The sequence below is a fragment of the Variovorax sp. J22R115 genome (assembly GCF_030317005.1).
In the GTDB taxonomy this organism is placed as follows: Bacteria; Pseudomonadota; Gammaproteobacteria; order Burkholderiales; family Burkholderiaceae_C; genus Variovorax.
Genome location: NZ_JASZYM010000016.1, coordinates 103,764 through 130,100, shown reverse-complemented (window position 1 = coordinate 130,100; position 26,337 = coordinate 103,764). Strand labels below are relative to the sequence as shown.

At 66.5% G+C, this 26,337-nt stretch carries 24 protein-coding genes; 8 read left to right on the top strand and 16 right to left on the bottom strand.

The window, feature by feature from the left end:
• The first annotated feature begins 26 nt into the window (after positions 1 to 26).
• Genes QTI04_RS26365 through QTI04_RS26345 form a run of 5 tightly spaced genes read left to right on the top strand, consistent with a single transcriptional unit; the run spans position 27 to position 7,695 of the window.
• The gene (locus QTI04_RS26365) at positions 27 to 2,006 is read left to right on the top strand and encodes an alkyl/aryl-sulfatase (protein WP_286618108.1); all 1,980 of its coding nucleotides are present in this window, start codon (positions 27 to 29) and stop codon (positions 2,004 to 2,006) included.
• A 40-nt stretch (positions 2,007 to 2,046) separates the two neighbouring features.
• Entirely contained in the window at positions 2,047 to 3,681 is a 1,635-nt protein-coding gene (locus tag QTI04_RS26360; protein WP_286618107.1) for an AMP-binding protein, read from the top strand.
• Positions 3,678 to 5,276 carry a GMC oxidoreductase gene (locus tag QTI04_RS26355; protein WP_286618106.1) on the top strand — a complete coding sequence of 533 codons (1,599 nt, stop codon included), beginning with the start codon at positions 3,678 to 3,680 and terminating at the stop codon, positions 5,274 to 5,276. The genes QTI04_RS26360 and QTI04_RS26355 overlap by 4 nt, the downstream gene beginning before the upstream one ends.
• Positions 5,273 to 6,220 (top strand): alpha/beta hydrolase, encoded by a 948-nt coding sequence (locus tag QTI04_RS26350; RefSeq protein WP_286618105.1) that lies wholly within the window; start codon positions 5,273 to 5,275, stop codon positions 6,218 to 6,220. The genes QTI04_RS26355 and QTI04_RS26350 overlap by 4 nt, the downstream gene beginning before the upstream one ends.
• Before the next feature lie 11 nt (positions 6,221 to 6,231).
• Positions 6,232 to 7,695 (top strand): coniferyl aldehyde dehydrogenase, encoded by a 1,464-nt coding sequence (locus QTI04_RS26345; RefSeq protein ID WP_286618103.1) that lies wholly within the window; start codon positions 6,232 to 6,234, stop codon positions 7,693 to 7,695.
• 15 nt (positions 7,696 to 7,710) lie between these two features.
• Here the strand turns inward: QTI04_RS26345 and QTI04_RS26340 are convergent, their stop codons facing one another.
• From QTI04_RS26340 to QTI04_RS26330, 3 genes are all read right to left on the bottom strand, one after another.
• Entirely contained in the window at positions 7,711 to 8,493 is a 783-nt protein-coding gene (locus QTI04_RS26340; RefSeq protein ID WP_286600647.1) for an alpha/beta fold hydrolase, read from the bottom strand.
• Between the two features lie 221 nt (positions 8,494 to 8,714).
• Entirely contained in the window at positions 8,715 to 9,047 is a 333-nt protein-coding gene (locus tag QTI04_RS26335) for a cell envelope biogenesis protein TolA (protein WP_286600649.1), read from the bottom strand.
• Between the two features lie 175 nt (positions 9,048 to 9,222).
• On the bottom strand, positions 9,223 to 10,200 hold the full coding sequence (locus QTI04_RS26330) for a tripartite tricarboxylate transporter substrate binding protein (RefSeq protein ID WP_286618102.1): 978 nt from the start codon (positions 10,198 to 10,200) through the stop codon (positions 9,223 to 9,225).
• A gap of 230 nt (positions 10,201 to 10,430) precedes the next feature.
• On the opposite strand from QTI04_RS26330, the gene QTI04_RS26325 reads away from it, so the two are divergent.
• On the top strand, positions 10,431 to 10,697 hold the full coding sequence (locus QTI04_RS26325; protein ID WP_286600651.1) for a hypothetical protein: 267 nt from the start codon (positions 10,431 to 10,433) through the stop codon (positions 10,695 to 10,697).
• Between the two features lie 211 nt (positions 10,698 to 10,908).
• Here the strand turns inward: QTI04_RS26325 and QTI04_RS26320 are convergent, their stop codons facing one another.
• The 11 genes from QTI04_RS26320 to QTI04_RS26270 all read right to left on the bottom strand — a co-directional run bounded on the left by QTI04_RS26320 (position 10,909) and on the right by QTI04_RS26270 (position 23,250).
• Positions 10,909 to 11,940, bottom strand: coding sequence for a phosphotransferase family protein (locus QTI04_RS26320; RefSeq protein ID WP_286600653.1), 1,032 nt, complete (start codon positions 11,938 to 11,940; stop codon positions 10,909 to 10,911).
• Positions 11,937 to 13,139 carry an acyl-CoA dehydrogenase family protein gene (locus QTI04_RS26315; protein WP_286618100.1) on the bottom strand — a complete coding sequence of 401 codons (1,203 nt, stop codon included), beginning with the start codon at positions 13,137 to 13,139 and terminating at the stop codon, positions 11,937 to 11,939. Before QTI04_RS26315 ends, QTI04_RS26320 begins: the two co-directional genes overlap by 4 nt.
• Entirely contained in the window at positions 13,140 to 14,258 is a 1,119-nt protein-coding gene (gene phaC, locus QTI04_RS26310; RefSeq protein WP_286618098.1) for a class III poly(R)-hydroxyalkanoic acid synthase subunit PhaC, read from the bottom strand.
• Positions 14,255 to 15,268, bottom strand: coding sequence for a poly(R)-hydroxyalkanoic acid synthase subunit PhaE (locus QTI04_RS26305; RefSeq protein WP_286618096.1), 1,014 nt, complete (start codon positions 15,266 to 15,268; stop codon positions 14,255 to 14,257). The genes phaC and QTI04_RS26305 overlap by 4 nt, the downstream gene beginning before the upstream one ends.
• Before the next feature lie 20 nt (positions 15,269 to 15,288).
• Positions 15,289 to 16,071, bottom strand: coding sequence for an SDR family NAD(P)-dependent oxidoreductase (locus QTI04_RS26300; RefSeq protein ID WP_286618095.1), 783 nt, complete (start codon positions 16,069 to 16,071; stop codon positions 15,289 to 15,291).
• A 19-nt stretch (positions 16,072 to 16,090) separates the two neighbouring features.
• Positions 16,091 to 17,740: an acyl-CoA synthetase gene (locus tag QTI04_RS26295; RefSeq protein WP_286618094.1), complete on the bottom strand. Its 1,650-nt coding sequence runs from the start codon at positions 17,738 to 17,740 to the stop codon at positions 16,091 to 16,093.
• A 4-nt stretch (positions 17,741 to 17,744) separates the two neighbouring features.
• Positions 17,745 to 18,284: a carboxymuconolactone decarboxylase family protein gene (locus tag QTI04_RS26290; protein WP_286600660.1), complete on the bottom strand. Its 540-nt coding sequence runs from the start codon at positions 18,282 to 18,284 to the stop codon at positions 17,745 to 17,747.
• A 61-nt stretch (positions 18,285 to 18,345) separates the two neighbouring features.
• Positions 18,346 to 18,966, bottom strand: a complete 621-nt coding sequence (pcaG, locus tag QTI04_RS26285) for a protocatechuate 3,4-dioxygenase subunit alpha (RefSeq protein WP_286618093.1) — start codon at positions 18,964 to 18,966, stop codon at positions 18,346 to 18,348.
• Positions 18,963 to 19,706: a protocatechuate 3,4-dioxygenase subunit beta gene (gene pcaH / locus QTI04_RS26280; protein WP_286618092.1), complete on the bottom strand. Its 744-nt coding sequence runs from the start codon at positions 19,704 to 19,706 to the stop codon at positions 18,963 to 18,965. Before pcaH ends, pcaG begins: the two co-directional genes overlap by 4 nt.
• Before the next feature lie 18 nt (positions 19,707 to 19,724).
• Positions 19,725 to 21,137, bottom strand: coding sequence for an MFS transporter (locus tag QTI04_RS26275; RefSeq protein WP_286618091.1), 1,413 nt, complete (start codon positions 21,135 to 21,137; stop codon positions 19,725 to 19,727).
• 214 nt (positions 21,138 to 21,351) lie between these two features.
• Positions 21,352 to 23,250 (bottom strand): bifunctional sugar phosphate isomerase/epimerase/4-hydroxyphenylpyruvate dioxygenase family protein, encoded by a 1,899-nt coding sequence (locus QTI04_RS26270; RefSeq protein ID WP_286618090.1) that lies wholly within the window; start codon positions 23,248 to 23,250, stop codon positions 21,352 to 21,354.
• A 149-nt stretch (positions 23,251 to 23,399) separates the two neighbouring features.
• Between QTI04_RS26270 and QTI04_RS26265 the strand changes: the two genes are divergently transcribed.
• Positions 23,400 to 24,197 carry an IclR family transcriptional regulator C-terminal domain-containing protein gene (locus QTI04_RS26265; protein ID WP_286600669.1) on the top strand — a complete coding sequence of 266 codons (798 nt, stop codon included), beginning with the start codon at positions 23,400 to 23,402 and terminating at the stop codon, positions 24,195 to 24,197.
• Here QTI04_RS26265 and QTI04_RS26260 read toward each other — a convergent pair.
• Positions 24,194 to 25,042 (bottom strand): shikimate dehydrogenase, encoded by an 849-nt coding sequence (locus QTI04_RS26260; RefSeq protein WP_286618089.1) that lies wholly within the window; start codon positions 25,040 to 25,042, stop codon positions 24,194 to 24,196. The genes QTI04_RS26265 and QTI04_RS26260 overlap by 4 nt on opposite strands.
• A gap of 86 nt (positions 25,043 to 25,128) precedes the next feature.
• Between QTI04_RS26260 and QTI04_RS26255 the strand changes: the two genes are divergently transcribed.
• Positions 25,129 to 25,356 (top strand): formate dehydrogenase subunit delta, encoded by a 228-nt coding sequence (locus QTI04_RS26255; protein WP_286618088.1) that lies wholly within the window; start codon positions 25,129 to 25,131, stop codon positions 25,354 to 25,356.
• A 32-nt stretch (positions 25,357 to 25,388) separates the two neighbouring features.
• Here QTI04_RS26255 and QTI04_RS26250 read toward each other — a convergent pair whose 3' ends face one another.
• Positions 25,389 to 26,327: a cupin-like domain-containing protein gene (locus QTI04_RS26250; RefSeq protein ID WP_286618087.1), complete on the bottom strand. Its 939-nt coding sequence runs from the start codon at positions 26,325 to 26,327 to the stop codon at positions 25,389 to 25,391.
• Positions 26,328 to 26,337: the final 10 nt, after the last annotated feature.

Here is a 26,337-nt window from a genome sequence, read left to right as displayed (position 1 = left end):
CCCCATCGATTTCAGGAGAAGAAACAATGAAGAAGCCATTCGCCATGGGATGTGCCGGCGTCGCACTGCTGCTGACCAGCGCAGCAGCCTTCGCTCAGCAAGCCAGCACTGCAGTTCCGATTTCCAAGCCCGCCACCGCCGCTACCGAGCGCGCCAACGAAGCGGTGCGCAAGGCGATGGCGATGGCCGACAAGCAGGACTTCGAAGACGCCACGCGAGGCAAGCTGGCGGAGCTGAAGGACCCGCTGGTCAAGGCGCCGGACGGGCGGCTCGTGTGGAACACGCAGCGATACGATTTCGTCAAGGGCGATGCGCCCGCCACGGTCAACCCCAGCCTGTGGCGCGAGCAGAAGCTCAACACCGCGCAAGGCCTGTTCAAGGTGGCCGACGGCATCTACCAGATCCGCGGCTACGACATGGCCAACATGACGCTGGTCGAAGGCGCCAGCGGCTGGATCGTCATCGACACGCTGTTCACCGAGGAGATGGCCCGGGCCGGCCTGAAGCTGGCCATGGAGCACCTGCGCAGCACCAAGCCGGTGGTCGCTGTGATCTACACCCACAGCCATGTCGATCACTTCGGCGGCGTGCGCGGCGTGCTCGACGAGGCCGACGTGCGCTCGGGCAAGGTCAAGGTCATCGCACCTGAAGGTTTCATGGACAACGCAGTGGCCGAGAACGTGCTCGCCGGCAATGCCATGTCGCGCCGCGCCAACTACATGTACGGCATCACGCTGCCGGCCAACGACAAGGGCTCGGTCGGAACCGGCCTCGGGCTGTCGCTGAGCAACGGCGCGCCGGGGCTGGTGCCGCCGACACATCTCATCAAGAAGACCGGCGAGGAGATGACCGTCGACGGCGTGCGCTTCCAGTTCCAGATGGCGCAGGACTCGGAAGCGCCGTCGGAATTCATGATCTATCTCCCCGACAAGAAGGCGCTGTGCCTGTCGGAGGTGGCCACCAAGCTGATGCACAACGTCTACACCATCCGCGGCGCGAAGGTGCGTGATGCGCTGTCATGGAGCAAGTACATCAACGAGACGCTCGACCTGTATCCCGATGCCGAAGTGGCGTTCGCGAGCCACCATTGGCCGACCTGGGGCAACCAGAACATTCGCCAGTATCTGGCGAACCAGCGCGACACCTACCGCTTCCTGCACGACCGTGCGCTGCACCTGGCGAACCTGGGCATGGTGATGGATGAGATCGGCAACGAGCCCTTCTTCCCGAAGGAGCTGGTCAAGGATGCCAGTTCGCACGGCTACTACGGCACGCTCAGCCATAACTTGCGCGGGGTCTACAACTTCTACCTGGGCTACTACGACGCCAATCCGGCCACGCTGAACCGCCTCCCGCCGGTCGATGCCGCCAGGCGCTACGTGGCCGCGATGGGGGGTGAAGCCGCGGTCATCGCCAATGGCAAGAAGGCCTTCGACCAAGGCGACTACCGCTGGGTCGCCGAGATGGTGAACCACGTGGTCTTCGCCAATCCGAGCAACGCCGACGCACGCGCGCTGCAAGCCGATGCGCTGGAACAGTTGGGCTACCAGGCCGAGTCGGCCACCTGGCGCAATGCCTACCTGATGGGCGCGCTGGAACTGCGCGCCGGCCCACGCACCTCGGGGGCCAGTTCGAGCGGGCCCGATACGGTGCGCGGAATGACCAACGAGTTGCTGTTCGACTACATCGCGCTGCGCCTGAATCACGAGAAGACCGACGGCATGAAGGCCGCGATCAGTATGGTGTTCAGCGACACGAACGAAGTCTGGGCGCTGGAGCTGTCGAATTCGGTGCTGAACAACACCAAGGGGCGCGTGCTGAAGAACCCCGATGTCACGTTGACGCTGACTCGGCCCGCGTTTCTGGCGATGTTGCTGCAAGGCAAGAAGGTGCCCGAACTGGTGCAGGCCGGTCTGATCAAGGTCGAGGGTGACCCGAAGGGCTTCGCCGCCCTGGTGGCGAACGTCGTCGACTTCGATCCCGTCTTCAACGTTGTCGCGCCCTGATTTTCGCGACTCCCGCAGCCCTCACACCCTGGAGCAAGACATGACCACAAGACACTGGCACGCCAGCTATGGCGAAATCCCCAAGGAGATCAACGCCGACGCCTATCGCTCGGTCACGGAGATGATGGAGCAGGCGATGAAGCGATTCGCCGACAAGCCGGCCTTCCGCTGCGCCGGCCAGACGCTCACCTATGCCCAGGTCGACGGGCTGTCACGCGATTTCGCGGCCTACCTGCAGGCCAGGCTGGGCGTTCGACGGGGCGATCGCATCGCCGTGATGTCGCCGAACCTGCTCGCGTTCCCGATCGCCTTCCTCGGCATCATCCGCGCCGGGGCGGTGCAGGTGAATGTCAATCCGCTGTACACGGCGCGCGAACTCGAACACCAGCTCAACGATGCCGGGGCCGAAACGATCATCGTCTACAGCGGCGTGTCGGGGACGGTCGCCGAAGTGATGGACCGGACCCGGTTGAAGACCGTGATCACCACCGGTGTGGGCGACGGCAGCGGCGTGCAGATTCCCAGCCCGCCGGTGGATGCGCGCCTGGGTTCTGCCACCTCGTTGGCCCAGGCGCTGGAAGAGGGTTCCAAGCTGCCGTTCGAGCCGGTCGAGCTCAACGGCGACGACCTGCTGTTCCTGCAATACACCGGCGGCACCACCGGCTTGTCCAAGGGCGCATCGCTGTCGCACCGCAACCTGGTCGCCAACACCGAGCAGTTCAAGGCCTGCATGCCCGACAACGTGCGCGCGGGCGAGGAGGTCGTCGTCACGGCCATTCCGCTGTATCACATCTTTGCGCTGATGGTGAACTTCATCACCTACTTCTCGGTCGGCGCCGACAACTGGCTGGTGCCCAATCCGCGCGACTTCGAAAGCTTCATCGATACGATGAAGAAGGCGCGCCCCACCGTGTTCATGGGGGTGAACACGCTCTACGCAGGCCTGTGCGCGCACCCGAAGAGCAAGGAGGTCGACTGGTCCAACCTGCGCCTTGCGGGCGGCGGTGGCGCGGCGGTGATCGGTGCGGTGTCCGACAAGTGGCGCGCGCTCACCGGCACGTTCATCCGGGAGGGCTACGGACTGTCGGAGACTTCTCCGGTCCTGACCTTCAACCCGGCCTCGATCCAGGAATTCACCGGCACCACCGGCCTGCCGATGCCATCGACGGACATCCAGCTGCTGGACGAGGACGGCCGCGAAGTCGGCATCGGCGAGGCCGGCGAGATCTGCGCCAAGGGCCCGCAAGTGATGAGCGGCTACTGGCAGAAGCCCGAGACCCAGGCGGCGACGTTCACCGCCGACGGCTATTTCCGGACCGGCGACGTCGGCGTGTTCGACGCCAAGGGCTTCCTCCGAATCGTCGACCGCAAGAAAGACATGATCATCGTCTCGGGCTTCAACGTCTATCCGAACGAGATCGAGGCGGTGGCCACCGGCTGCCCCGGTGTCATCGAATGCGCCTGCATCGGGGTGCCCGACGAGAAGTCGGGCGAGGCGGTCAAGCTGTTCATCGTCAAGGCGGCGGACGCGACGCTGAGCGAAGCCGACGTCGTGGCGTTCTGCCGCAACCAGCTCACCGCCTACAAGGTGCCGCGGATCGTCCGCTTCGTCGATGCGTTGCCGAAATCGGCCGTCGGCAAGATCCTGCGTCGCGAACTGCGCAGCGTGACATGACGAGCTTTGACTATGACTGGCTGATCGTGGGTTCGGGTTTCGGCGGCAGTGTCTCGGGGCTTCGACTGTCCGAGAAGGGCTACAAGGTCGGGGTGCTCGAATGCGGTCGGCGCTATCGCGACGAGGACTACGCGGCTACGACCTGGAACCTGCGGGACTTTCTCTGGGCGCCGGCGCTGGGCCTGCGCGGCATCCTGCGCCTGACGCCTTTCAAGGACGTGTTCATTGCCAGCGGCTCGGCGGTCGGTGGCGGCAGCGTCGTCTATGCCTGCACCTTGTATCGCGGCGCACCGGAGTTCTTCGTCAATCCGCAGTGGGCAGGCCTGGACGACTGGGCGGCCAGGCTCGAACCCCACTACGACACGGCCGAACAGATGCTCGGCGTGAACACCGTTCCCTTCGAAAGCGACGGGCAGAGGTTGCTGATGGACGTGGCCCGGCACTTCGGCGTGGAGAAGACATTCAGGCGCACACCGGTGGGCATCTTCTTCGGCGAACCTGGCACCAGCGTGCCCGACCCGTACTTCGGCGGCAAGGGCCCGGATCGCACCGGCTGCACGCGCTGCGGTGCCTGCATGGTGGGCTGTCGCGTCGGCGCGAAGAACACACTCGTGAAGAACTACCTGTGGTTCGCCGAGAAGGCCGGCGCGCAGATCCTGCCGGAACACGAAGTCGTCGACATCCGCCCGCTGGGCGCGGCCGACGGCAGTGACGGCTACCGCGTGACCACGCAGCGTCCTGGCGCCTGGTTCAACAAGCAGCGGCGCAGTTTCAACGCGCGCGGCGTGGTCGTGTCCGCCGGTGCGCTGGGCACCAACCGGTTGCTTGCCAAGTGCAAGCTCGGGGGCTCCCTACCGGCCATCAGCGACCGGCTGGGCGAACTCGTGCGCACCAACAGCGAATCGATACTGGCCGTGACCCTGCCTGACGAGAGACTCCAACCGGGCAAGGACGTCGCCATCAGCGCCAGCATCCACCCGCGTCCGGACACGCATATCGAATTCGTCACTTACGGCGCGAAGGGCGACTTCATGTCGACCCAGTTCACCATGATCACCGGCGAAGGCACGCGCCTGACCCGTCCGCTGCGGCTGCTCGGCAGCATCGCGCGCCACCCGTTGCGCTTTGCCAAGGTGCTCTGGCCGTTCGGCTGGGGCCGGCGCACCGTCATCTTCCTGGTCATGCAGAGCCTCGACAACGCCATCGCCTTTCGCGCCAGGCGCGGGTGGTGGGGTGGCATCAGCCTCAGCACCGAGCAGGACAAGGACAAACCCAATCCGACCTTCATCCCGGTGGCCAACGAGGCCGCGGAATGGCTCGCGCAGCACACGGGCGGCATCGCCCAGAGCATGGTGCTCGAAGCCCTGGCCAACATCCCGTCGACAGCGCACATCCTCGGTGGCGCAGTCATCGGCAAGGACGCGAGCAGCGGCGTCGTCGATCGGCACAACTGCGTTTTCGGGTATCGCAACCTCCTCGTCTGCGACGGGGCCGCCATGCCAGCGAACCCCGGTGTCAACCCTTCGCTGACGATCACCGCCATCGCCGAGAACGCGATGAGCCACATCCCTGCGGCACAGGCGCAGCATCCATGATCCCCATGCCGGTCATCAACGCGGCACTTCGCTTAGGTGTCAAGCGCCTGTGGAGCAAGGGCGTCACCATCGACGAGTTGCGCAAGAAGTCGCGGCTGGCCGATGCCGGGTTCAAGCTCGTGGCCAGCAAGATCAGCGTCGCCCACGTCGATGCCAACGGCGTGCCGTCGGAATGGATCGGCGAGGAGGGCTCGGCGCGATGCGGCGTGCTGCTCTACCTGCACGGCGGGGCATTCAGCCTGCACTTGCCCAACGGCTATCGGCAAATGGCCTCCAGTCTGGCGCGGAAGACCGGCATGCGCGTGCTGGTGCCGGCTTATCGACTGGCACCGGAGCACCGTTTTCCGGCAGGGCTGGACGATTGTTTCGCAGCCTGCCGCTGGCTGATCGGGCAGGGGTTTCCGTCCGAGAACATGGCGGTCGCCGGTGATTCCGCCGGTGGGAATCTCACGTTGGCCGTGCTGATGCGCCTGCGCGATGAAGGCGGGCCATCGCCTGCCTGCGCGGCGCTGATGTCGCCCGTGACCGACCTCACCGGCGGCAGCCCCTCGGTGCATGGCAACGAAGACAGCGATGTGCTGTTCGACCGGCAGGCGCTCACGCTGGTGCTGTCGACCTACCTCGACGGCGCAACCGCGGACGATCCTGCCGTCTCGCCGCTCTTCGGACACTGGGCCGGACTGCCGCCGCTGCTGTTCCACGTTTCGGGCAGCGAGATGCTGCTCGACGATTCGCTGCGCGCGGCCGAGCGCGCCCGCGCCTGCGGGGTCGATGCCCGGGTCAAGGTCTGGCCCGGTATGCCGCACGTCTTCCAGTTGATCGGCATGCTGCCGCAGGCGAAGCAGTCCCTCGACGAGATCGGCGCCTTCATCGCCGAGCGCTGCGGCCTTCCGCGACAGTCCTCGACGCCCGCCAACGCGCAATCGATGGCGGCGCCTTCCTAAGGAGCGCATCCATGGACACCATCGTTCAGCGCATGCAAGACACCTTCGAGCAGCAACGCGTGGCGTTTCTGGCGAAACCGTACCCCACCCTGTCCGAGCGCAAGGCCAAGCTGAAGGCATTGAAGGGCCTGCTCAAGCGCTACCAGGATCGCATCGCCGTAGCCGTGAGCGCCGATTTCGGCGGCCGTTCGCCGGCCGAGACGAAGCTGATCGAGGTGCTGGGGCCGATCCTCGAGATCAACCACGCGCTGCACCGCCTGCGTCAATGGATGGAGCCGCAGCGGCGCGCCACCGAGCTGCTCTTCCTGAGCAACAGTGCGCTCGTCAACTACCAGCCCAAGGGCGTGGTCGGCGTGATCACACCGTGGAACTTTCCGCTGTACCTGTCGCTGGGGCCGCTGGTTGCCGCGCTGGCCGCGGGTAATCGCGTGATGATCAAGATGTCGGAACTGTCTCCTCGCGCAACCGAACTGCTGGCGCAGATGCTGGCCGAGTGCTTTGCCGAGGAGGAGGTCGCGGTCTTCGGCGGCGAGGTCGCGGAGGCACAGGCGTTTTCGCATCTGCCCTTCAACCATCTGGTGTTCACCGGCTCGCCGGCGGTGGGCCATCACATCATGCGGGCGGCGGCGCAACATCTGACACCGGTGACGCTGGAGCTCGGCGGCAAGTCGCCGGCGCTCGTGGCGAGCGACAGCGCGGTGGAAATGGCTGCCGAACGTGTAGCGCACGGCAAGGCCTTCAGCAGTGGCCAGGTCTGCCTTGCGCCCGATTACGCATTGGTGCCGCGCCACCAGCTCGATGCCTTTGCCGGCGCGGTGGAGCGATCCTTCCGGCGCCTGTACCCCACGGTGCAGGGCAACCACGACTACACCAGCATGGCCTGCGAACCGCACGCTCAGCGCATCCGCGATCTGCTGGTCGACGCCACCGCGAAGGGCGGCAAAGCGATCGCCTGCGGCGACATCGGGGCGGGGCGGCGCATTCCGCTGCACGTCGTCACCGGCGTGCGCGATGACATGCGCATCGCCAACGAGGAACTGTTCGGGCCGATCCTCCCGGTGGTGGGCTACGAGACGCTCGACCAGGCCATCGAATACATCGCAGCCAGGCCGCGGCCATTGGCGCTCTATGCGTTCGGATGCAAGGGCGCGGAACTGGAGCGTCTGACGAAGCTCACGCATTCCGGCGGCCTGTGCGTCGACGACTGGGGCTGGCATGCCTTCAACCACGACTTGCCTTTCGGCGGCACCGGCAACTCGGGAATGGGCTCCTACCATGGCGAGGAAGGCTTTCGCGAGCTGTCGCATGCCAAGGGCACCTTCAAGCGTGCGCCCTGGTTCCCGATGGGCTTGTTCTATCCGCCGTACGGCAATCTGGTACAGCGCCTGGTGTTCAAGTTCTACCTGGGCCACGCCGACCCGTCGCTCGCCGATGCTTCGCTCGGCCAGCGCGCCACCCAAGTCCCGATGCAATAAGCGCTGTCCCGATCCTCAGGCGGCGCGCATGCCGCGCGCCGGATTGGGAAACAGCAGCGGCCCGAGCATGCCCCGCTTGAACGGCTTCCACTCGCCCTCGGGCTGTGCGAGCCGGTCGGCCAGCGCATAGAGCACGGCAGGGTGGGTGTCGAGGCCCAGGTGGCTGCCGAGCACTTCGATATTTTCCGAGCGTCGCCCGGTGCTCTCCACGCTGCATCGCCAGGCTACGATGCCGTCGCTGCGGCTGAAGATCGACGTGGTCGGCACCCGCGGCGTGCGAGCGACAAGCTTCAGGCGCGGCTCATCCTCGGCGCTCCGGCCGCTCAAGCCTTCGTAGACGCGCCAAGCACGGGTCGAGCGCGGGCTGCCTTTGAAGGGGCTGCCGAGCGTCACGACGCCGCGTACGAGCTTGGGATGGCGATGGGCCAGAAAGCGCGCATACGCGCCGCCCAGGCTCTTGCCGACCAGGCTCACCTTTCGGCCTTCCTTCGCGTGCAGTTCCTCCAGCTTCCTGACCATGGATTCCTCCACGCCGGCGCGCGGACCGAAGTTGCGACCCTGGCCCCAGCCGTGCACGTCATAGCCGCGGCCCTTCAGATAGCGGCGCAACAGGAGCGTCGACGAATCGCCGGAGGTCAGGCCGGGCAGCACCAGCACCGGATGGCCATCGCCGCGCGGTGCGAGCTTCAGCACGGGCCACACGGCGAGCGTGGCGCCGGCTTCCCACAGGGCGCGGAACTCGGCGAGCATCAACAAGGCTGAGGGTGCACGGGCGGGCCGCAGCGTGACTGCGTTCATTTCCAATCTCCTGATGGCGGTGCTGGCGCACGGGTCAGCCGCACAGCCTGGGCTGTCGCACCATCAGGCGAGGGTGGGACGCGGCCTCGAAGGCAATGCACCGCATTGCCGCTGAGCTGCCGCGATTGTTCCAAGGGACGCGGACCGAGTCCAATGCATATTCAGTGCGTGACCCATGCGCTGGATGCAAATGCACCGCTGCGCCGGGCCATGTTCTGGCCCTACTTGGACGCCGGCATGCCGGGCGTGTTGGGTGGAGTGGGGTATTGGCCCGGGTTCTTGCCCGGATCGCGGGCTTCGCGAGCCTTGACGCCCGCCTGGCCCGCCGCCGCCGCTTTGCCCGAGCCGATATCGTCGTTCAGGGGCGACGTCACCTCATCGCCGCCGACCGGCTTGACCTTCCCCTGCGTCCGTGCGTTGTCCTTTGCCTGGGCACGATCCTGGGGCTTGGTGTTGGTGATGACCTGCTCCTGCGACGACGCGCCCGGAGGATTCTGGGCGTACGCGCCTGACGCGAGCAGACCGGCCATCGTGACTGCGAGAAACTTGCTCATTGCGGCCTCCTTGACGGAGATTGAATGAAAACGCCTCGTCGACCCAACGTTTGGGCGAGGACATTATGCGAGCGCAGTCCGACCAGATCGAGGCTCAAGGTGGTTGTTGCCGAACTTGCTTCCGGATACCCGCCCTTGCAGTGCGTTCCAAATGTCGGGGCGCCGTTCTGCCGACCTATTGCGGCACCAGGCCGGCGGCTTTCACCAAGTCGGCATGGAGACGGGTCTCCTCCGCGATGACCTGTCCGAGAGGTTTGGCTTCATCGGCCGCCGGCTCCATGCCCACCTCCAGCAGCTTGGCCTTGGCGTCGCCCCGAAGCAGCGCCTTCGCGGACTTGTCGAGCCGGTCCAGGATCGGCTGGGGCGTCTTGGCCGGTGCCAGCAGCCCGATCCATGCCGACAGCACCACGTTGTTGACGCCGCCTTCGCTCAGCGTCGGGATGTCCGGCGCTGAAGCCGATCGCTTTTCGCTCAATACGCCGACCGGATGGAGCTTGCCCGCCTTGATATGCGGCAGAGCCTCCGGGAGCGGCGCGAACACCATGTCCACGACGCCGCCCATCAGATCGGTGATCGCCGGCGCGCCACCCTTGTACGGGATGTGCATCAGCCGGGCGCCGGTGCGGCTCTCGAACATGAGTCCCGCCAGGTGCTGCGGGCTCCCGTCACCCGAGGAAGCGTACGTCAGCTTGCCGGGGTTGGCCTTCGCCGCGGCCAGCACGTCGGCCGCGGTCCCGAATCGTGCCTTGTCGCGCACCACCAGCACCATGGCCTGGTTGACCAGCTTGGTCACAGGGGCGAAGTCGGTCTCCGGGTTGTACGGCAGCGTCTTGAAGATGCTCCTGTTGGTGGTCAGGAAGGATGCGGGCGACACCATGATGGTGTAGCCGTCCGGCGCCGCGCGCGAGACCAGCGGCGTGCCGATCTGGCCGGAAGCGCCGGCCTTGTTGTCGACCACGAAGGGCTGGCCCAGGTCGGCCGCCAATTGCTGGCTGACCAGCCGTGCCACCATGTCCACGCTGCCGCCGGCCGGCAGCGCGACAACGACCTTGACCGGACGGCTGGGGTAGCTGTCCTGCGCCGAGGACGGCGCGACCGAAATCAGGCTGAACGCAGCGCCAAGCGCCGCGAAGATGAATCGAGCAATGGCCATGGGTGGTGGGTCGCTTTCATGCTTGGGAAGAAGCCCCGGCGCTGTCGGGGTGCCGCAGTCGGCGGAGTCTGCCACGCCGAAGGTGGAACGTCTCGCAGCTTTTGTGCCGGCCGATCGGCCCCGCAAGTGTCAAAGAATGTGACGTTTGGCCCGACTGTGAATTTGTCACTTCTCATTCCCCTTGTTGGAGAGTTCAATGCCTACCTTCGCATTACCCAGGAGCGGTCGCGATGACCAAGGAACTGCAATTGATCGTGGACCAGCCCAGCGCAGGGCACTTCTACTGGACGATCGTCTACCTGGGCGAGCGTGGCGAGGATCACTCCGTCGTCGATTACTCGCGCGGCCCGTTGCCAACTCGCAGTTCGGCGATGGATGCCGGCATGACAGCCCTCGTCGGACACCAGCGGGCAGGCAGTCCTTGGCTTGGACAGGCGTCGGCCGCTCGATTCGGCTGGAACTCCGATACGGTCCCCGGCACGCTCCTGCAAGCCTAGTGCAGGCTGGCCTGCGAGTGGCCCCTTGGTGCAGTTGGCTATAGGTAGTAACCCTATAATCAGCCTTGCTTGCTTCTCCAAGGAATCCCCATGTTTACCGCTCTGACCTGCATCGGCCTTCTGGCAATCGTTGTTGGCAACGCAGTGATCTATTCGCAAGAAATGGATGCAATGCTGGGTCGGCGCTGATCCGCCCGAACCGCACCCCCGGTCACACCACCGGCACAGTCTTCGTGGCCTGCTGCCAGGCAAGTTCGGCCACCTGCTCGAAATGCGATGACAGGTCCGCCGCCTCGGCACTGGCCGCCGTCCCGCGGATGAGGCGCCCGCGGATGCCGTGCAGGATCGCGGCGAAGCGGAACATATTGAACGCCACGTAGTAGTCCAGCGCGGGCAAGCCCGCCCGGCCGGTGCGCCGGCAGTAGGCCGCGACGTAGGCCGCTTCGTCCGGCAAGCCGGCGGCGGCGAGGTCCACCCCCCGGATGCCGCCAATGATCTCTGGCGGCATCCGGAACATCATCGCGTGATAGGCGAAGTCGGCCAGCGGATGGCCCAGCGTGGACAACTCCCAGTCCAGCACCGCGACAACCTTCGGCTCGTTCGGGTGGTAGATGAGGTTGTCGACGCGGTAGTCGCCATGCACGATCGACGTCTCATCGTCCGCAGGCACATTCTGCGCAAGCCATTCCACGAGCCGGTCCATATGGGCATTGCGACCCGCGGCCTCGTCCTCGACGTACTGCGTGGACCAGCGGCGAACCTGGCGTGCCACGTAGCCGCCGACGCGGCCGTAGTCTTCCAGTCCGATCGCCCGAAAGTCGACCTGGTGCAAGCGCGCGAGCGTCGCGTTCATCGCGTCGAAGCAGGCGCCGCGCTCGGCGGTGGGCAGCACCGAAAAGGCGGAGTCCCAGAAGATCCGCCCCTCCACCATCTCCATCACGTAGAACCAGCTGCCGATGACCGCGTCGTCCATGCACAGGCCGTGGAGCTCCGGCACCGGAAACCCGACCTTGCGCAGCGCGCCGATGACGCGCGCCTCGCGCTCGACCGCGTGGGCACCCTTGAGCAGCACCCCCGATGGCTTGCGGCGCAGGACGTAGGAGCGCCCGGGCGTCTTGAGCTGGTAAGTCGGATTCGACTGCCCGCCGGCAAAGCGCTCGGCCTGGATCGGTCCGGCAAAGCCGGGCACGTGGGCCTTCATCCAGTCGCCGAGGCGCTCGTCGTCCCAGTCGCCGCCGCTCACGCCTTGCCCCCGCCGAGGGCGTCACGCTTGATCTTCTTGGCCAGGGACCACTTGTGGACCTCGGTCGGCCCGTCGTAGATGCGGAAGGCGCGGACTTCGCGAAACACCTGCTCGACGATCGTGTCCTGCGTCACGCCGCCGCCGCCCATGACCTGCACGCAGCGGTCGGCCACCCTGAAGAGCGCGTCGGCGACCGCGACCTTGGTCATCGAGCTTTCGGTCGTGCCCAGGGAGCCGGTGTCGAGCACGGTGGCGCACCAGTCGATCATGAGTTCTGCCTGCTTCAGGTCGATGAGGTTGTCGGCCAGCATGAAGCCCACGCCCTCGTGGTCGATCAGCAACTTGCCGAAGGCCTTGCGCCGCGTGGCGTAGGCGGTGGCGATCTCCTGGGCGCGGGTGGCCGCGCCATGCCAGCGCATGCAGTGCGACAGGCGCGCCGGCGAGAGCCGGATCTGCGCATAGCGGAAGCCTTCATCCACCTCGCCGAGCACCTGGTCGTCGCCGACTTCGAGGCCCTCGATGCCGACGATCGCGTGGCCGCCCGGCATCGAGCTGTCGATGGTGTCCAGCACCCGTTCGATGCGGATCGCGGGATGCGGCAGGTCGAACAGGAACATCGTCGCGCGCGTTGTCTCGGTGCTGCCGGTGCGCGCCATGACGATGCCGACCGAGGCGCCCTCGGCACCGGTGATGAAGGCCTTGCGCCCGTCGATGCGCCATCCGCCGCCCTGGCGCTTCGCCACGGTCTGCAGCATCGACGGATCGGAGCCCGCGCCGCCTTCCTCCGCAGGCTCGGTCATGAAGAAGGCGGACCGCGCCTCGCCGCGCACCAGCGGCGCGAGGAAGCGCTCCTTCTGGCCCGGCGTGCCGATCTTGCCGAGCAGGTACATGTTGCCCTCGTCGGGTGCCGCGGTGTTCACCGCAACCGGGCCCAGTGGCGAGAGCCCGCTGCGCTGGAGCACCAGCGCCGTTTCGAGTTGGGACAGGTGGCCGCCATCGGCCAGGATGTGCGGCGTGAGAACGCCGGCTGCGCGCGCCTTGGCCCGCAGCTCGCGCACGAGCGCTTCGTCCGGCCCGTGGCGCGTGCGGCGCGGGTCGCGCTCGTACGGAATCACGACCTCGCGGACGAACGCCTCCACGCGCCCGGCGATGTCCTGGCTTCTTTCGGTCGGCACATGGCTGCCGCTGGGCGGGTTCATCTAATTGCGCTCCCTCAGCCACTTGGCGATCGACGGCGCAAGCACCTTCTGCGCCTTGCCGCCGACGAAGGTGCCGATGTGTCCGCCGGGCACCGACAGCTCGCTGTAGTCGTCGGTGCCGAACCGGTCCTCCATGCCCTGCGAGCAGGAGACCGGGATGATCACGTCCCCCGTCGCATACACGTTCAGCACCGGCATGCGGATCTGGTCGAGATCGACGCGGCGGTTGCCGAGCATCAGTTCGCTCTTCACCAGCTTGTTGGCCTGGTAGAGGTCCTTGAACCATTGGCGCATGACCTCGCCTGGATGGCCGGGCCGATCGGCGATCCAGCGCTCCATGCGCAGGAAGCCGAGCATCTTCGATTCGTCGTCGAGCATGTCCACCAACTCCGTCGTGTACTTGGTGACGTTGCCCACGGGGTTCATCATCAGGAACGAGAAGCCGACCATCGCGCCGGGCGCGGTGCCCATCGTGTCGACCATCATGTCGATGTCCTCGGGCGTCATCGACCGGGCCCACAGGTTCATGTAGCCGGCGCCCGCCTCTGGATGATCGAGGTCGCCATGAAAATCGAGCGGCGTCACCGTGAGCACGAGGTTCCTGATCTTCTGCGGGAACAGCGCCGCATAGCAGGTGGCGAACACGCCGCCCTGGCAGACGCCGAGCAGGTTGATCTTGTCGACGCCGTGCCGCTCGCGGATCAGGTCGACGCAGTCGTCGAGATAACCCGAGACGTAGTCGTCGATCGTGAGCCAGCGCTGGGCGCGCGTGGGCAAACCCCAGTCGACGACAAACACGTCCAGCCCTTCGGCCAGCAGCTTGCGCACGAACGAGCGGTCGGGCTCCAGGTCGATCATCTGGTAGCGCCCGACCAGCGCGTAGGCCAGCAGCACCGGCACGCGCGCGGGCTTCTCCACGGTGGGTCGATAGCGGTAGAGGCGCACCATGTCCTGCCGCCACACTTCGTCCTTCGGCGTGGTGGCAATGGCCAACTGCTCTTCGGTGTAGGCCGAGAGGCGCTGGCTGCCGCGCGTGAGCTTCTCGCTCACCTGCTGCATCTCGCGCAGCAGCGCCTCGGGGGTGATGCGGATCGGCAGGGCTGCAGAGGGTTCGTTCATGATGCGGTGGCCTTCGAGCTTGTCTTGCGCTTTGCGGCGGGGGCGCGCTTGGCGGCACGCGAGGACGAAGCCGCGATCCGGGCCGACGGGGACGGTTCCGGCATTGAATCCGCCGACGCAGCGCCGATGGACTTGCGCAGGCGCCGCATCTCGCGCTTGAGCTCCTGGATCTCGCGGTACGCGTCGTCGACCTCGGCGCGTGTCGGCACGTTGAGCGCCTCGCTCGCAATCGCCACGATGCGTTGCTGTTGTTGGCGCGATTGCGTCGAAGCGCGCACCAGCTTGGCGGCCGCCTCCAGCGCCTTCGGCGACTGCATGGCGGCGTGCATGGCCTCGTCGGCCGAGCGACTCCAAAGCCGCACCAGGCCCAGCAACGAGTCGACGGTTTCTCCCTTCTGGCCCATGTCGGCGAGGCGCGACATCAATCCCTCGCTGCCCTTGGCCAGCGCCGCGACGATCAGGCTCAGGTACTCCGCCTGCGCCTGCTTCTTGGCGAGCGCCGCCGTCGCCATGGCGCGCCCGGCGGCTTGCAGCTCGCGCGAGGGCGCGAGCCCGAAGGCGTCGGCCAGGCCGCCATAGGCGCGTTCGAGGTTGAGCGACAGCGGTTGCAGCGCCTGCCCGAACATCGCCATGGGCTGGCCCATCAAGTTCCAGCCAGCCGCCGACGTGCCGCCCGACGACAGCGCCTGGCTGGTGCTGGACAACCCTTCGGCGAGCTTCTGCAGTTGACCCTGCATCAGCGCCTGGAAGGCGATAAAGGCCTCTTCGGGCTTCGGGTGCGCGAGCAGGGACTGGAAATAGCCTTGGAACATCGGTCCCATCAACTGCTGCATCATGGCCAGCGCCTGCGATACCTGGGGCAGCGGAAACGGCAGCGGGCCCGTTTCGTCGGCGGGCGGCGATGGCATGGGCGAGCCGGCGCCGAACAGGGTCGGTATCAGGTTGAGCCACCAGCCATAGAGCGGCTCGGAAGCCTGCGTCGCATCCACATCGTCCTTGTCATTGGCCATGGAGGGTTCCTTGTCGCGGCTCACAGCGAGCTCACCAGATGCCCGCCGTCGACCGCCAGCACCGATCCCGTCATGTGCCGGCCGGCGTCGCTCGCCAGCAGCAGCAGCGGCCCGTCGAGGTTCTCCAGTCGGCCGAAGCGGCGCGTCGGGATGCGCGAGCGCAGCTTCTCGCCCGCCTCGCTCTCGAGGAAGTCCCGGTTCAGGTCGGTCACGACGTAGCCCGGAAGAATGGCGTTGACGCGGATGTCGTAGCGCGCGAGCTCGAGCGCCATCGCCTTGGTCGCCTGCACCAGCCCCGCCTTCGAGACCGCGTAGGGCGCCACGCCGCCCGCCACGCGCTCGCCCAGGATCGAGGCGATGTTGACGATGCTGCCGCCTTTCTTCGCCGCCACGAGACGCCGCGCCGCCTCCTGGGCGACCATCCAGCCGCCTTTGAGATTGGTGCCGACCACCGAGTCCCAGTCTTCCTCGGTGTGCTGCAGCAGCGGCTTGGTGACTGTCACGCCGGCGTTGTTGACCACGATGTCGGCGGGCCCGCCGGCCGATCGCTCGATCTCGTTGAAGCAGGCCTGGACGCTCGCCGCGCTGGTCACGTCGAGGCTGACCGCGAGGCACTTGCCGCCGAGGCTGCCAATCTCCTCGACCAGGCCGCCGAGCTTGTCGGCGCGCCGCGCGACGACGATCAGTTCGGCGCCCGCCAACGCCAGAGTGCGTGCGAAGCGACGCCCGAGCCCGCTGGACGCGCCGGTGACCAGCGCGCGCCGGCCGTCGACCCTGAACATGCTTTCGATACGGTCTGCCATGGTGTTTGCTCCGTCCGGCTCAGAGGGACTTGGCCTGCTCGCGCAGCAGGAACTTCTGGATCTTGCCGGTCGAGGTCTTCGGCAGTTCGCCGAACACCACGTGCTTCGGGCACTTGAAGCTCGCCAGGTTGGCGCGGCACCACTTGATGATTTCCTCGGCCGTGGCAGCGCCGGCATCGGGCTTGAGCGCGACGAAGGCGCAGGGTGTCTCTCCCCACTTCTCGTCGGGCCTGGCGACCACCGCGGCTTCCATCACCTTTGGATGGCGGTACAGCACTTCTTCGACTTCCAGCGATGAGATGTTCTCCCCGCCGGAAATGATGACGTCCTTGAGCCGGTCCTTGATCTCTATGTAGCCGTCCGGGTGCATCACCGCCAGGTCGCCGGAGCGGAACCAGCCGTTCTTGAAAGCCTCCTCGGTGCCCTGCGGATTGCGCAGATAGCCCTTCATGACGGTATTGCCGCGGATCGCGATTTCGCCGACGGTCGCGCCGTCGCTCGGCACCCGTTCCCCCGTGTCGGCATCGAGCACCGTGACTTCCTGTTGCGTCGGCATGGCCACGCCCTGGCGCGCCATCTTGCCCGCGCGCCCGCCGAGATCGAGGCCGTCCCAGTCGCGCTGCCAGGCGCACAGCGTGGCGGGGCCGTAGGTCTCGGTCAGTCCGTAGAGGTGCGTGACCTTGAAACCGAGTTGCTCCATCTGCTCGATCACCGCGCTCGGCGGTGCGGCGCCACCGGTCGCCACCTCGACCACGTGCGCGTAGCGCGCGGACGGCTTCGCCGGCGAATGGATCATCATGTTCAGCACGATGGGCGCGGCGCAGAAGTGGGTCACTCGCTCGCTTCCGATCAGCTCGAAGATGCGTGCCGGCTCGACCTGCCGCAGGCAGACGTGCGTGCCTCCGACCAGCGTCACGGCCCAGGTGTAGGTCCAGCCGTTGCAGTGGAACATCGGCAGCGTCCACAGGTAGGCGGTATCGGGCGTGAGGCCGAAGGCGAGCGCATTGCCCATCGCGTTCAGGTAGGCGCCGCGATGGTGGTAGACGACGCCCTTGGGATCGCCGGTCGTGCCGGAGGTGTAGTTCAGCGCGATGGACTGCCATTCGTCCGCCGGCAGCTGCCACGCGAACTCGGAGTCGCCCTGCGCGAGGAAGGTCTCGTAGTCGAGCTCGCCGACCGCCATCGAATCGGGATGGCCGTTCTTGCCCCCTGGGTCGACGATATCGATCACGAGCAGTGGCGCCTCCAGCTCCTTGAGCGCGGCGCGCACGACCTCGGCATGGTCGCGGTCCGCGATCAGTACCTTGGCGTTGCCGTGCTTCAGGCCGAAGCCGATGGCCGGTCCGTCGAGGCGCGTGTTGATCGTGTTGAGCACACCGCCGACCATCGGCACGCCGTAGTGCGCTTCCAGCATCGCGGGCACGTTGGGCGCCATGATCGCGACCGTATCGCCGAGCCCGACGCCGGCCCGGCTCAGGGCCGAGGCCAGGCGCTTGCAGCGCTCGTACAGCTCGGCGTAGCTGATGCGGCGGTCGTCGTGGACCACCGCCACCTTCTGCGGATAGACCTTCGCGGCATGTTCGAGGAAGGTCAGAGGCGAGAGCGGCACATGGTTCGCCGCGCGGCGCTCCAGGCCTTCGTCGTCGCGCGCTTGCGTGTCGATGGCCATGGCATCACTCCCCGGCGGCATCGATGCCGAGGACGACCAGGAAACGCGACACCATGTTGTAGCCGGCGATGGTGCCCATCAGCTCGACCAGCTGCTGCTCGCCGAACAGCACCCGTGCCCGCTCGATGATCTCGGGACGCACGGCGACCTGGCGCGTCATGTCGAGTGTCAGGCGCAGCGCGGCGCGCTCGCGGTCGTCGAACAGCGTGGTGTCGTAGCAGGCGGAAGTGACGTCGTCGAGCGCGTCGAGCTGCGCCTGCGTGCCCTTGGCGGCGAGGAATTCCGGCGCATGCTGCAACCACTCGTAGTCGGCATTGTTGAGCCGCGCGACGGCGCAGATCGCCAGCTCGTTGATGTGGCGCGGCACCTGCATCTGGTTGCGGATCGCCGCGAACATCGAGTTCCACCCGCGCGCGAACTGGGGGCTGTGCAGCAGCATGCGGTCGAGGTTCAGCAGCTTGCCGCTCGACCGGCGCGCGCGGATCGTCGCGACCAGCTCCGCCAGTTCGGGGTCGTCGGTGTTGCGATAGGCGATGTTGGGCATGGCGCGTCTCCTCGCGGGTTGTTGTCGGTTTCGGAGCGTTGCAGCACGCGGGGCGCTTCGTTCAGATGTCGAAGAACACCGTCTCTCCTTCGCCCTGAAGGCGAATGTCGAAGCGGTAGACGATCGTGTCTCCGCGCGTTTCGCGTTGTGCGATCAAGGTCTTGCGGCGGACTTCCCACTCGATCAGGTTGAGCACCGGGTCCTTGGCGTTGGCCTCGGTCTCGTCGCTGAAGTAGAGCCGCGTATTGAGGCCCAGGTTGATGCCGCGCGCCACGATCCACAGCGAAATGTGCGGCGCCATCGGGCGGCCCTTGCGCCCTTGCACGATTCCGGGCTTGATCGTCTCGAAGCTGTAGAGGCCGGTGTCGAAGTCGCTGCAGGCGCGGCCCCATCCGCGGAACGCCGGATCGATCTTCTTGCCCGGCTGCCGGTCGCCCGGGTGGTCGTACTTGCCTTCGGCGTTGGCCTGCCAGCACTCGATCAGCACGTCGCGCACCGGTGTGTTCGAGCCGTCGAACACCATGCCTTCGATGTGGATGCGTTCGCCCTTCGTCTGCGGTGTGACCAGCACGTTGCCGAAGTTGTTCTCGAAGATGTCGAAGCCGGCCTGGTTCGGCGCCAGGCCGATGTGCACATAGGGGCCCGCCGTCTGCGACGCCGTCTCGCGAAGAGTGCCAGTCATTGCGCTTCTCCCTGAACGAGGTTCTCGAAGAGCGTGGCCCGCCGCCCGCGCAGGACGATGTCGAAGCGGTAAGCCCGGCTGTCCAGCGGCACGAAGGCGCTCGTGTCCTGCATCGCGATCAGCCCGCGGATCTGCTCCTCGCTCGGAACGATGCGCAGGATGGGGCAAGAGGCGATCAGCGGATCGCCTTCGAAGTACATCTGTGTGATGAGCCGCTGCACCCAGCCGTCGCCCGAGATCGCGTAGTGGATGTGCGCCGGTCGCCAGTCGTTGACGCGATTGCGCCATGGGTAGGGCCCCGGTCGGATCGTGCGATAGGCGTAGTAGCCGTTCTCGTCGGTCAGCATGCGGCCGCAACCGCCGAAGTTCGGATCGAGGGCGCCGATGTACTGGTCCTTCTTGTGACGGTAGCGGCCGCTGGCATTGGCCTGCCAGACTTCCACCAGCGCGTTCGCCACGGGACGCTCGTACTGGTCGCGCACGAAGCCGTGAACGATGATGCGCTCGCCGACCGGCATGCGGTCTTTCGCGGCATTCATGATCAGGTCGTTGTCGCGCGGGCCCAGCTCCTCGGCGCGGAACACCGGCGCGGTCACTTCAGACAGCGACTGCTGGAGCGAGATCAGCGCGTTGCGCGGGCTGCGCAGCACGCTGGTCTTGTAGGCCGGCGCAAAGGCCGCCGGGTGCGACGTGGTGTCGCGCATCATGAATTCGTCGCCTGCCGCGGGAGCTCTGGACATCGCGCTCTCCTCTGCGGGCTAGGCCGTTGCGTTGGTCATCTTCGGCTTCTCGCCAAGTGCCTGCTCGCGGATGCGGTCGTACTCCTGCTTGGCCACGGGCACCGCGTTCCTGTCGCCGAGATCGTTCAGGTGCACGCGGTAGGTTTCGCGTGCGGTCCAGGCCGAGATGGCCGCCACGACGCAGATGGCGAGCGTGATGAGGCCGATGGTCAACGGGATGTTGGTGGCCCCCGGAGGCGCGACGGTCACGAACAGCACCGGCAGCAGTGCCGTGATTGCCGTGCCGAGGTTCTGCGAGATGGCCATGCCGGAGACGCGGGTGCGCGTCGGGAACATCTCCGGGTAGAAGCTCGGATACACGGCGTTGTAGCCCTGGTAGACCACGCCCCACATCAGCAGCGACATGATGATCGCCATCGGCACGTTGTGGATGCTGATCGCGTAGAGGTAAGCGAAGGACAGCAGCCCCGAGGCCAGCGCGCCGATGATGATCGGCGGCCTGCGGCCGATCTTGTCCGACAGGTTGCCGATGAAGGGGATCACCAGCACGGCGACGATGTTGCCCATCACCGGGATCCAGAGGTACACGTCCTTCTCGAAGCGGATGCCGTAGCCCGGCTGCACCGCATAGGCGGCGCCGAAGATGGTGGCAACCACCGGGATCACGTTCATCAGTGAGCACAGCATCACGCGCAGCATGTCGCGCCAGCTTTCGGTGACCGCCTGGATCACGGGTGCCTTGGGCACGCCGCCCTCGGCGCTTTCTTCAGCGAAGGCCGGCGTCTCCTCGACCTCGCGCCGGATGATGTAGCCGGCAACGATGACGATGAAGCTCAGCAGGAACGGAATGCGCCAGCCCCAGGAGTTGAAGGCCTCCGCCGGCATGTAGTGCGCCAGCGGCAGGAACACCGCCGCGGCCATGATCTGGCCGGCCTGGACGCCTTGCAGCGTGAAGCTGGCGTAGAAGCCGCGCCGGCCGAAGGGCGCGTGCTCCAGGATCATCGAGCTCGCGCCCGAGATCTCGCCGGCCACCGCGAAGCCCTGGATCAGGCGCAGCACCACCAGCATCGCCGGCGCCCACAGGCCGACCTGGTCATAGGTCGGCAGCAGGCCGACGGCCACGGTCGAGAAACCCATCAGGAACATGCAGATGACCAGCACCATCTTGCGCCCGTGCGTGTCGCCCCAGTGGCCGAGGAAGAAGGCACCGATCGGCCGCGCCACATAGCCGACGCCGTAAGTGGCCAGCGACGCGACGATCGCGACCTTGGGGTCCGAACTCGGGAAGAAGACCTGCGGGAAGATCAGTGCCGCGGCGGTCGCATAGATGAAGAAGTCGTAGTACTCGAGGGCAGAGCCTATCCAGCCGCTGGCGGTGGCCTTCTTCGTCTGGTGCGTGCCATGCGGTTCGTGGTCAGTTGCACTTGTCATTCGATGTCTCCAAGTTCGCCTTGCCGATTGGGAATCTCGGGCTGCCGACCGGCATACGGCAGCCTGCATGACAGAGCACGGGGCCAGCAGACCTTAGTCCTGAGACCGGCCCCCCGCAATACAAGGCAAGCGCTGTGCGCACGCCTTGCGGACAACCTGTCCGGTGATCGATTCAATCAAGGGTGATCCCTGATAAGAAAGCCCCGCCCGGCGATCAGCGCGTGCCTGCCTGCTGCGCTTGCGATGCCATGCGCGCCGGTGCGTTGAGCGCGCCGTAGGCGTCGTAGGCGCCTGCGCGCTGGACGATCTCGAAAAAGAACCTGTCGCCGAAGCTTTCCGTGTAGATGTGGAAGTAGTCGCCGTCGGCCGTGCGGTCGAAGAGGATGCCGAGCGTGCGCATTCTTTCGAGCACCGGCGCCGCGATGTCGAAGCGGGTGGCCAGGTCGTCGTAGTAGTTGGCGGAGATCGGCACGAAGGGCGTCCCTCGTTCGCGCATCCGCTCGACGGCGGCAAAGATGTCCGTCGAGCCGAAAGCGATGTGGTGGACACTCCCGCCGCTGCCGCTGGACGCCACGGTACGTGCGGTACGAGTGCGCTGGCTCAGTGAGACGTTGAGCACGAAGCGCAGCGTGCGGTCTGCGTTGGCCAGGCCGCAGGTTCGGATCAGGCCGAAGGGGTCGGCCAGCTCCAGGCTGTCCCCCGGCGACAGCCCCAGCACGGCGCGGCAGAAGAGCACCCAGCTGTCGAGCTGGTCCTGGGCGAGCCCGAGCGCCAGGTGGTCCACGCATTGCAGAAGCGGAGCGCCTTCGTCGCCATCGGCTTCGGGAATGAAGTCCACCTGATCGAAAGCCACGCTGGACGGGTCCGGCACGAAATGGATCACCGTGCCGCCGGGCGCCACGATGGCCGGCAGCCGGAGCTCCTCTTGCCCGATCGGACTGTCGAAGCGTGCAGAGAGCAAGGCCGCGGCCCGGCTGGCCGCCAGCTCCGGGTCGGTCGTCCCGAGCCCCAGCGCGTAGACCGTCGGGCCCTGCTGGTCGAATCGCTGGCGCGCCAGCGATTCGGCCTGCGCGTTGACCACCAGTCGGATGTCGCCCTGTGCATAGAGAACGGCCTGCTTGCTGCGATGCCGACCCGCACGCCGGAATCCCATCTGCTCGATCACGGTGCCGAGCCCGGCCGCAGCGGCCTCGTCCACCGCGAACTCCAGGAAGCGGAAGCCTGTCAGTCGCGGCATGGCTGGCGGATCGAACAGCTCTGTGCGGACGACCGGGCCGGCCTGCGCCTGCGTGGACGGCAGGCGCGCCCGGACCTCGCTCTCCAGCAGAAGCAGCGAGCGCATGGCATCGGTCGCCGTGCGGCGGTTCGGTGTTTCCCGAAAGATGTCGTTGAAGATCTCCAGCGACAGCGGACCGGTGTAGCCGGCACGCAGCACGACCTCCAGGAAGCCCACCATGTCGAACTGCCCCTGGCCGGGGAAGTTGCGGAAGTGCCTTGCCCACTGCAGCACGTCCATCGCCAGGCGGGGTGCATCGGCCATCTGCAGGAAGGCGATCTTGTCGCCCGGGATGTCCGCAATGCCGGACGGATCGTCGTTCAGAGACAGCGTGTGGAAGCTGTCGAGGATCAGGCCGAGGTGCGGATGGTCGGCCCGCCGCACCCGCTCCCAGGCTTGGCCGAAGCGGTTGACATGGCGGCCCCAGGCGAGCGCCTCGTAGCCGATGCGCAGGTTGCGCCGCGCCGCGCGCTCGGCCAACTCGCGCAGTTGCTCGGCGGCGAGATCGACCTCGCCGAGCGACAAGGGCGAAGTGTTCGAGCACACCAGCACCAGCGGCGCGCCGAGCGCCTCCATCAAGTCGAACTTGCGCTCGGCCCGGTCCAGGCTGCGCTCGAACTGGGCCTGCGGCATGCCCTCGAAATCCCGGAACGGCTGGTACAGATCGAGGCTGAGGCCCAGGTCGGACAGCATCGTCCGCAACTCGCTCGCGCTGCCGGCGAACTGGACGAAATCGGGCTCGAAAAGCTCGATGCCGTCGAAGCCCGCCGCGGCGATGGCTTCGAGCTTCTGGCGCAGCGTGCCGCTCAGCGAGACCGTGGCGATGGAGCGGTGCATGTCGATTTCCCTTGGTAGAAGTCCGGAGGATCCGAAGCGGAGGACAAGCGTAGCGAGCACGCCATTCCGGCACAATGACTGCGCCTTGCGCACTGACCGCTTGGCGGCTGCACCCGTCCGATCAACGTTCGTTTAGATGGTTTCTACGGATGTCCGCACATGCCTCCCCGACGAGTTCGACCGATGCGTTCCCGATCGAACCGGAAGACCATATCGAAGGCCTGGCTCGCGGCCTCTCGGTGATCGAAGCCTTCGATGCAGCGCATTCGCGCATGAGCGCTTCCGAGGTGGCTGCGCGCACGGGACTGTCGCGCACCGCGGCGCGCCGCCATCTGCTGACGCTGTGCCATCACGGCTACGCCAACACTGACGGCAAGCTGTTCTGGCTGACGGCGCGTGTCCTGCGGCTCGGTGAAAGCTTCCTGGACGCGGCGCGCGTGCCGCGCCTGGTCCAGCCCGCGATCGAACACCTCTCTGCCCGCACCAGCGAGACCGTCAATGTGAGCGTGCTGGAAGGCCACGACGTGGTCTACATCTCGCGCAGCAACAGCCCGCGATTGGTGTCGGTCGGCTTCTACCCTGGCCTGCGTGTCGCGGCACACGTGGTGACCCCGGGGGTGGCGCTGCTCGCGACACTCGACGACAACAAGCTGCAGCGCTGGGTCGGCGAGCATGTGTTCACGGCTTTCACGTCGAAGACCGTGACCGATCCGGCGGTCTTCCTGGAGCACGTCCGTGCAGCCCGCGACCTGGGGTACTGGATCATCGAGGAACACCTCGATCCCGCCCTGCTCGGCGTGGCCATGGCCGTGCGCGACCGGCGGGGCGTTGCCGTCGCCGCGATCAGCATCACGCTGCAGATGCGCTCGTGGTCGCGCGAGCAGGTCATCGCGAGGCTGGTGCCGGCCTTGAGCGAAACGGCGCAGTCCCTGCGGCCGCTGCTTTAGGCGCCGAACAGTGCGCGCACCCCGGACAAGTCCGCGGCGACCTTCCGCGAGATGTCCGCCATGCCGAAGAACGAAAGGTATTCGGGGACCTGCTGGATCAGCATCTCGAAGCCGGGATAGGCGCGAATGCCCCGGGCCTCGCAGGCGCGCAGCAGCGGGGTGGGCTGGTTCTTCATCAGGATGTCGACCAAGCTGGCACCGGCGTCCAGCCGAGCGACGTCGACAGCCAGCGGATCGCCGGGGTCGAGCCCGAGCGGTGTGGCGTTGATGACCAGGTCGTAGCCGGCGGGGTCGGGCGTCGCGACCGATACCACCTCGCACTCGAAGCGCTCGCGCAAGCGCGCGGCCACGTCGATCGCAGGGCCGGGATTTCGGGCAGAGAGCGCTACGCAGCCGGCGCGGCGTGCTGCCAACGACGCTGCGATCGCGACGCCGGCGCCGCCCACTCCCACCACCAGAATCCGCCGCCCTTCGATCGGGATCGCCCAGTGGTCCAGGGCCTTGGTGAAACCCACGCCGTCGAACAAGGCGCCTTCGATCGACCCATCGTCATTGCGGCGTGCCGCGTTGACTGCGCCGGCCGCGAGCCCCAGCGCATCGCAATGGTCCAGCAACGGGATCATGCTGCTCTTGTGGGGAATCGTGAGCCACAGGCCGTCGGTGTTGCGCGCCTTCAAGGCCTGCGTCGCAAAAGCGGCGAAGTCCGCCGGCGCCACGTGGGCAGGGACCAGCACCGCGTCAACGCCGTGTTCACGGAAGAGGTGGTTGAAGGCCTGCGGAGCCTTGACCTGCGCCACGGGGTCGCCCAGGATGAGGAAGACGCGTGTGCTGCCTGAGATATTCATGGGCCGGCCCCGAGGTGAAAGGTGGTCGGCGGCAGAGTAGCCGGCAGGACGGGTGCAGAACAAGAAGGTCAGGCCCCCGTTGCACGATGACCGCTGGAAGTGCGCGCCATGCGATCGAACCGCGGGTATCCACCAAGGCGACGCCGACCGGCCATCGGCCCGCTGACCGGCCGCAGGCCATCGCCGACATAGCAGTGCATATCCAGCGCCTCTGGGAGCCGCGCATGCGCCGGCAGTTGCTTGCGCATGTCGAGGAGCATCGGGGCGATGGCATCGACCCCATGGTGCTCGATGCCCTGCGGCAACTGCGATGACGCGATCGGGGTCGGACGGGCCGTACCCCGCATCATCCCGCCGGGATCGTGCGGGGACGCGGATCGAAGTACGTGAACTGGTTTGCAATCGGCAGTGCCAGGTTCGAATAGGAGAATGAAAGGCTCACGTCCAGCGAGCGAACCTGGTGCCACCAGCCCAGCGGCAGGAACATCGTCTCGCCCGGTTCCACCACCACCTCCAGCACGTTCACTCCCTCGAACAAGGGAAATTGCGCGAGATCCACCGCATCCAGGTCGATGGGACTGAAGACCCCGTTCGTGTTGTAGAGGCGCGGCCCCTGAAGCGGAGAGATCAGTCTCCAGCGCTTGCGCCCTACGACCTGCGTGTGAAAGAGCATCAGCGTGTCGTGGTGAAGAGGGGTCACAGTGCCGGCCGGACCGAACCAGAAGGAAGAGCGCTCGGCCAGCTCCGCGCGATTGCAATACGGCGGCAGGCTTCCGATGTCATCCAGCAGCGGTGCGAATTCCGGCCGCCGCAAAGCCTCGTTGTTCGCAGTGAGGTAGTAGTCGTTGGTTGCCCCTCCTGCAAGTACCTGGTCGACAAAATCACCGAGTCGGACGGTGCGCCGATGCAAGCCCTTGTCTTCTTCGTAGCGAGGATTGACCTGGCGTTCGGCCTGGATCTCCACGTCGAAGCCTCCGAACCTCGTCTTGAGATCGGCAGGCGACCATCGCTGCATGGCTGGCCAATCCCGCGCGTGGCCGGTGAGCACCAGCGGGCGACATCCGAGAACATAGCGGTACACGAATTCGGCGTCCGAAACCACTGAGCGCTTGTCCACCGCGGCGTAGGTTGGCTCGAGCTCCCAAAGGCGCTGCAGGTTGGCCACCGTGGACTCCAGCTTGCGCAACTGATGTGCCTGGCGCTCGGCGGCGACATAGATCGGGTTACCGGGCACGAGCTCGATCACCGAAGCACTCGTCTCCCGCTCGAGGCCCGCGGCGGTCATCGATGCGAGC

Bases quoted from the DNA above. Each gene is read 5' to 3' on its own strand.
- QTI04_RS26365 (WP_286618108.1), top strand. From the start codon at position 27: ATGAAGAAGCCATTCGCCATGGGATGTGCCGGCGTCGCACTGCTGCTG.
- QTI04_RS26295 (WP_286618094.1), bottom strand. From the start codon at position 17,740: ATGGCCATCGACACGCAAGCGCGCGACGACGAAGGCCTGGAGCGCCGC.
- QTI04_RS26360 (WP_286618107.1), top strand. From the start codon at position 2,047: ATGACCACAAGACACTGGCACGCCAGCTATGGCGAAATCCCCAAGGAG.
- QTI04_RS26290 (WP_286600660.1), bottom strand. From the start codon at position 18,284: ATGCCCAACATCGCCTATCGCAACACCGACGACCCCGAACTGGCGGAG.
- phaC (WP_286618098.1), bottom strand. From the start codon at position 14,258: ATGAACGAACCCTCTGCAGCCCTGCCGATCCGCATCACCCCCGAGGCG.
- QTI04_RS26305 (WP_286618096.1), bottom strand. From the start codon at position 15,268: ATGGCCAATGACAAGGACGATGTGGATGCGACGCAGGCTTCCGAGCCG.
- QTI04_RS26275 (WP_286618091.1), bottom strand. From the start codon at position 21,137: ATGACAAGTGCAACTGACCACGAACCGCATGGCACGCACCAGACGAAG.
- QTI04_RS26350 (WP_286618105.1), top strand. From the start codon at position 5,273: ATGATCCCCATGCCGGTCATCAACGCGGCACTTCGCTTAGGTGTCAAG.
- QTI04_RS26330 (WP_286618102.1), bottom strand. From the start codon at position 10,200: ATGGCCATTGCTCGATTCATCTTCGCGGCGCTTGGCGCTGCGTTCAGC.
- QTI04_RS26270 (WP_286618090.1), bottom strand. From the start codon at position 23,250: ATGCACCGCTCCATCGCCACGGTCTCGCTGAGCGGCACGCTGCGCCAG.
- QTI04_RS26255 (WP_286618088.1), top strand. From the start codon at position 25,129: ATGACCGCTGGAAGTGCGCGCCATGCGATCGAACCGCGGGTATCCACC.
- QTI04_RS26340 (WP_286600647.1), bottom strand. From the start codon at position 8,493: ATGAACGCAGTCACGCTGCGGCCCGCCCGTGCACCCTCAGCCTTGTTG.
- QTI04_RS26265 (WP_286600669.1), top strand. From the start codon at position 23,400: ATGTCCGCACATGCCTCCCCGACGAGTTCGACCGATGCGTTCCCGATC.
- QTI04_RS26345 (WP_286618103.1), top strand. From the start codon at position 6,232: ATGGACACCATCGTTCAGCGCATGCAAGACACCTTCGAGCAGCAACGC.
- QTI04_RS26250 (WP_286618087.1), bottom strand. From the start codon at position 26,327: ATGACCGCCGCGGGCCTCGAGCGGGAGACGAGTGCTTCGGTGATCGAG.
- QTI04_RS26300 (WP_286618095.1), bottom strand. From the start codon at position 16,071: ATGGCAGACCGTATCGAAAGCATGTTCAGGGTCGACGGCCGGCGCGCG.
- QTI04_RS26355 (WP_286618106.1), top strand. From the start codon at position 3,678: ATGACGAGCTTTGACTATGACTGGCTGATCGTGGGTTCGGGTTTCGGC.
- pcaG (WP_286618093.1), bottom strand. From the start codon at position 18,966: ATGACTGGCACTCTTCGCGAGACGGCGTCGCAGACGGCGGGCCCCTAT.
- QTI04_RS26325 (WP_286600651.1), top strand. From the start codon at position 10,431: ATGACCAAGGAACTGCAATTGATCGTGGACCAGCCCAGCGCAGGGCAC.
- QTI04_RS26315 (WP_286618100.1), bottom strand. From the start codon at position 13,139: ATGAACCCGCCCAGCGGCAGCCATGTGCCGACCGAAAGAAGCCAGGAC.
- pcaH (WP_286618092.1), bottom strand. From the start codon at position 19,706: ATGTCCAGAGCTCCCGCGGCAGGCGACGAATTCATGATGCGCGACACC.
- QTI04_RS26260 (WP_286618089.1), bottom strand. From the start codon at position 25,042: ATGAATATCTCAGGCAGCACACGCGTCTTCCTCATCCTGGGCGACCCC.
- QTI04_RS26335 (WP_286600649.1), bottom strand. From the start codon at position 9,047: ATGAGCAAGTTTCTCGCAGTCACGATGGCCGGTCTGCTCGCGTCAGGC.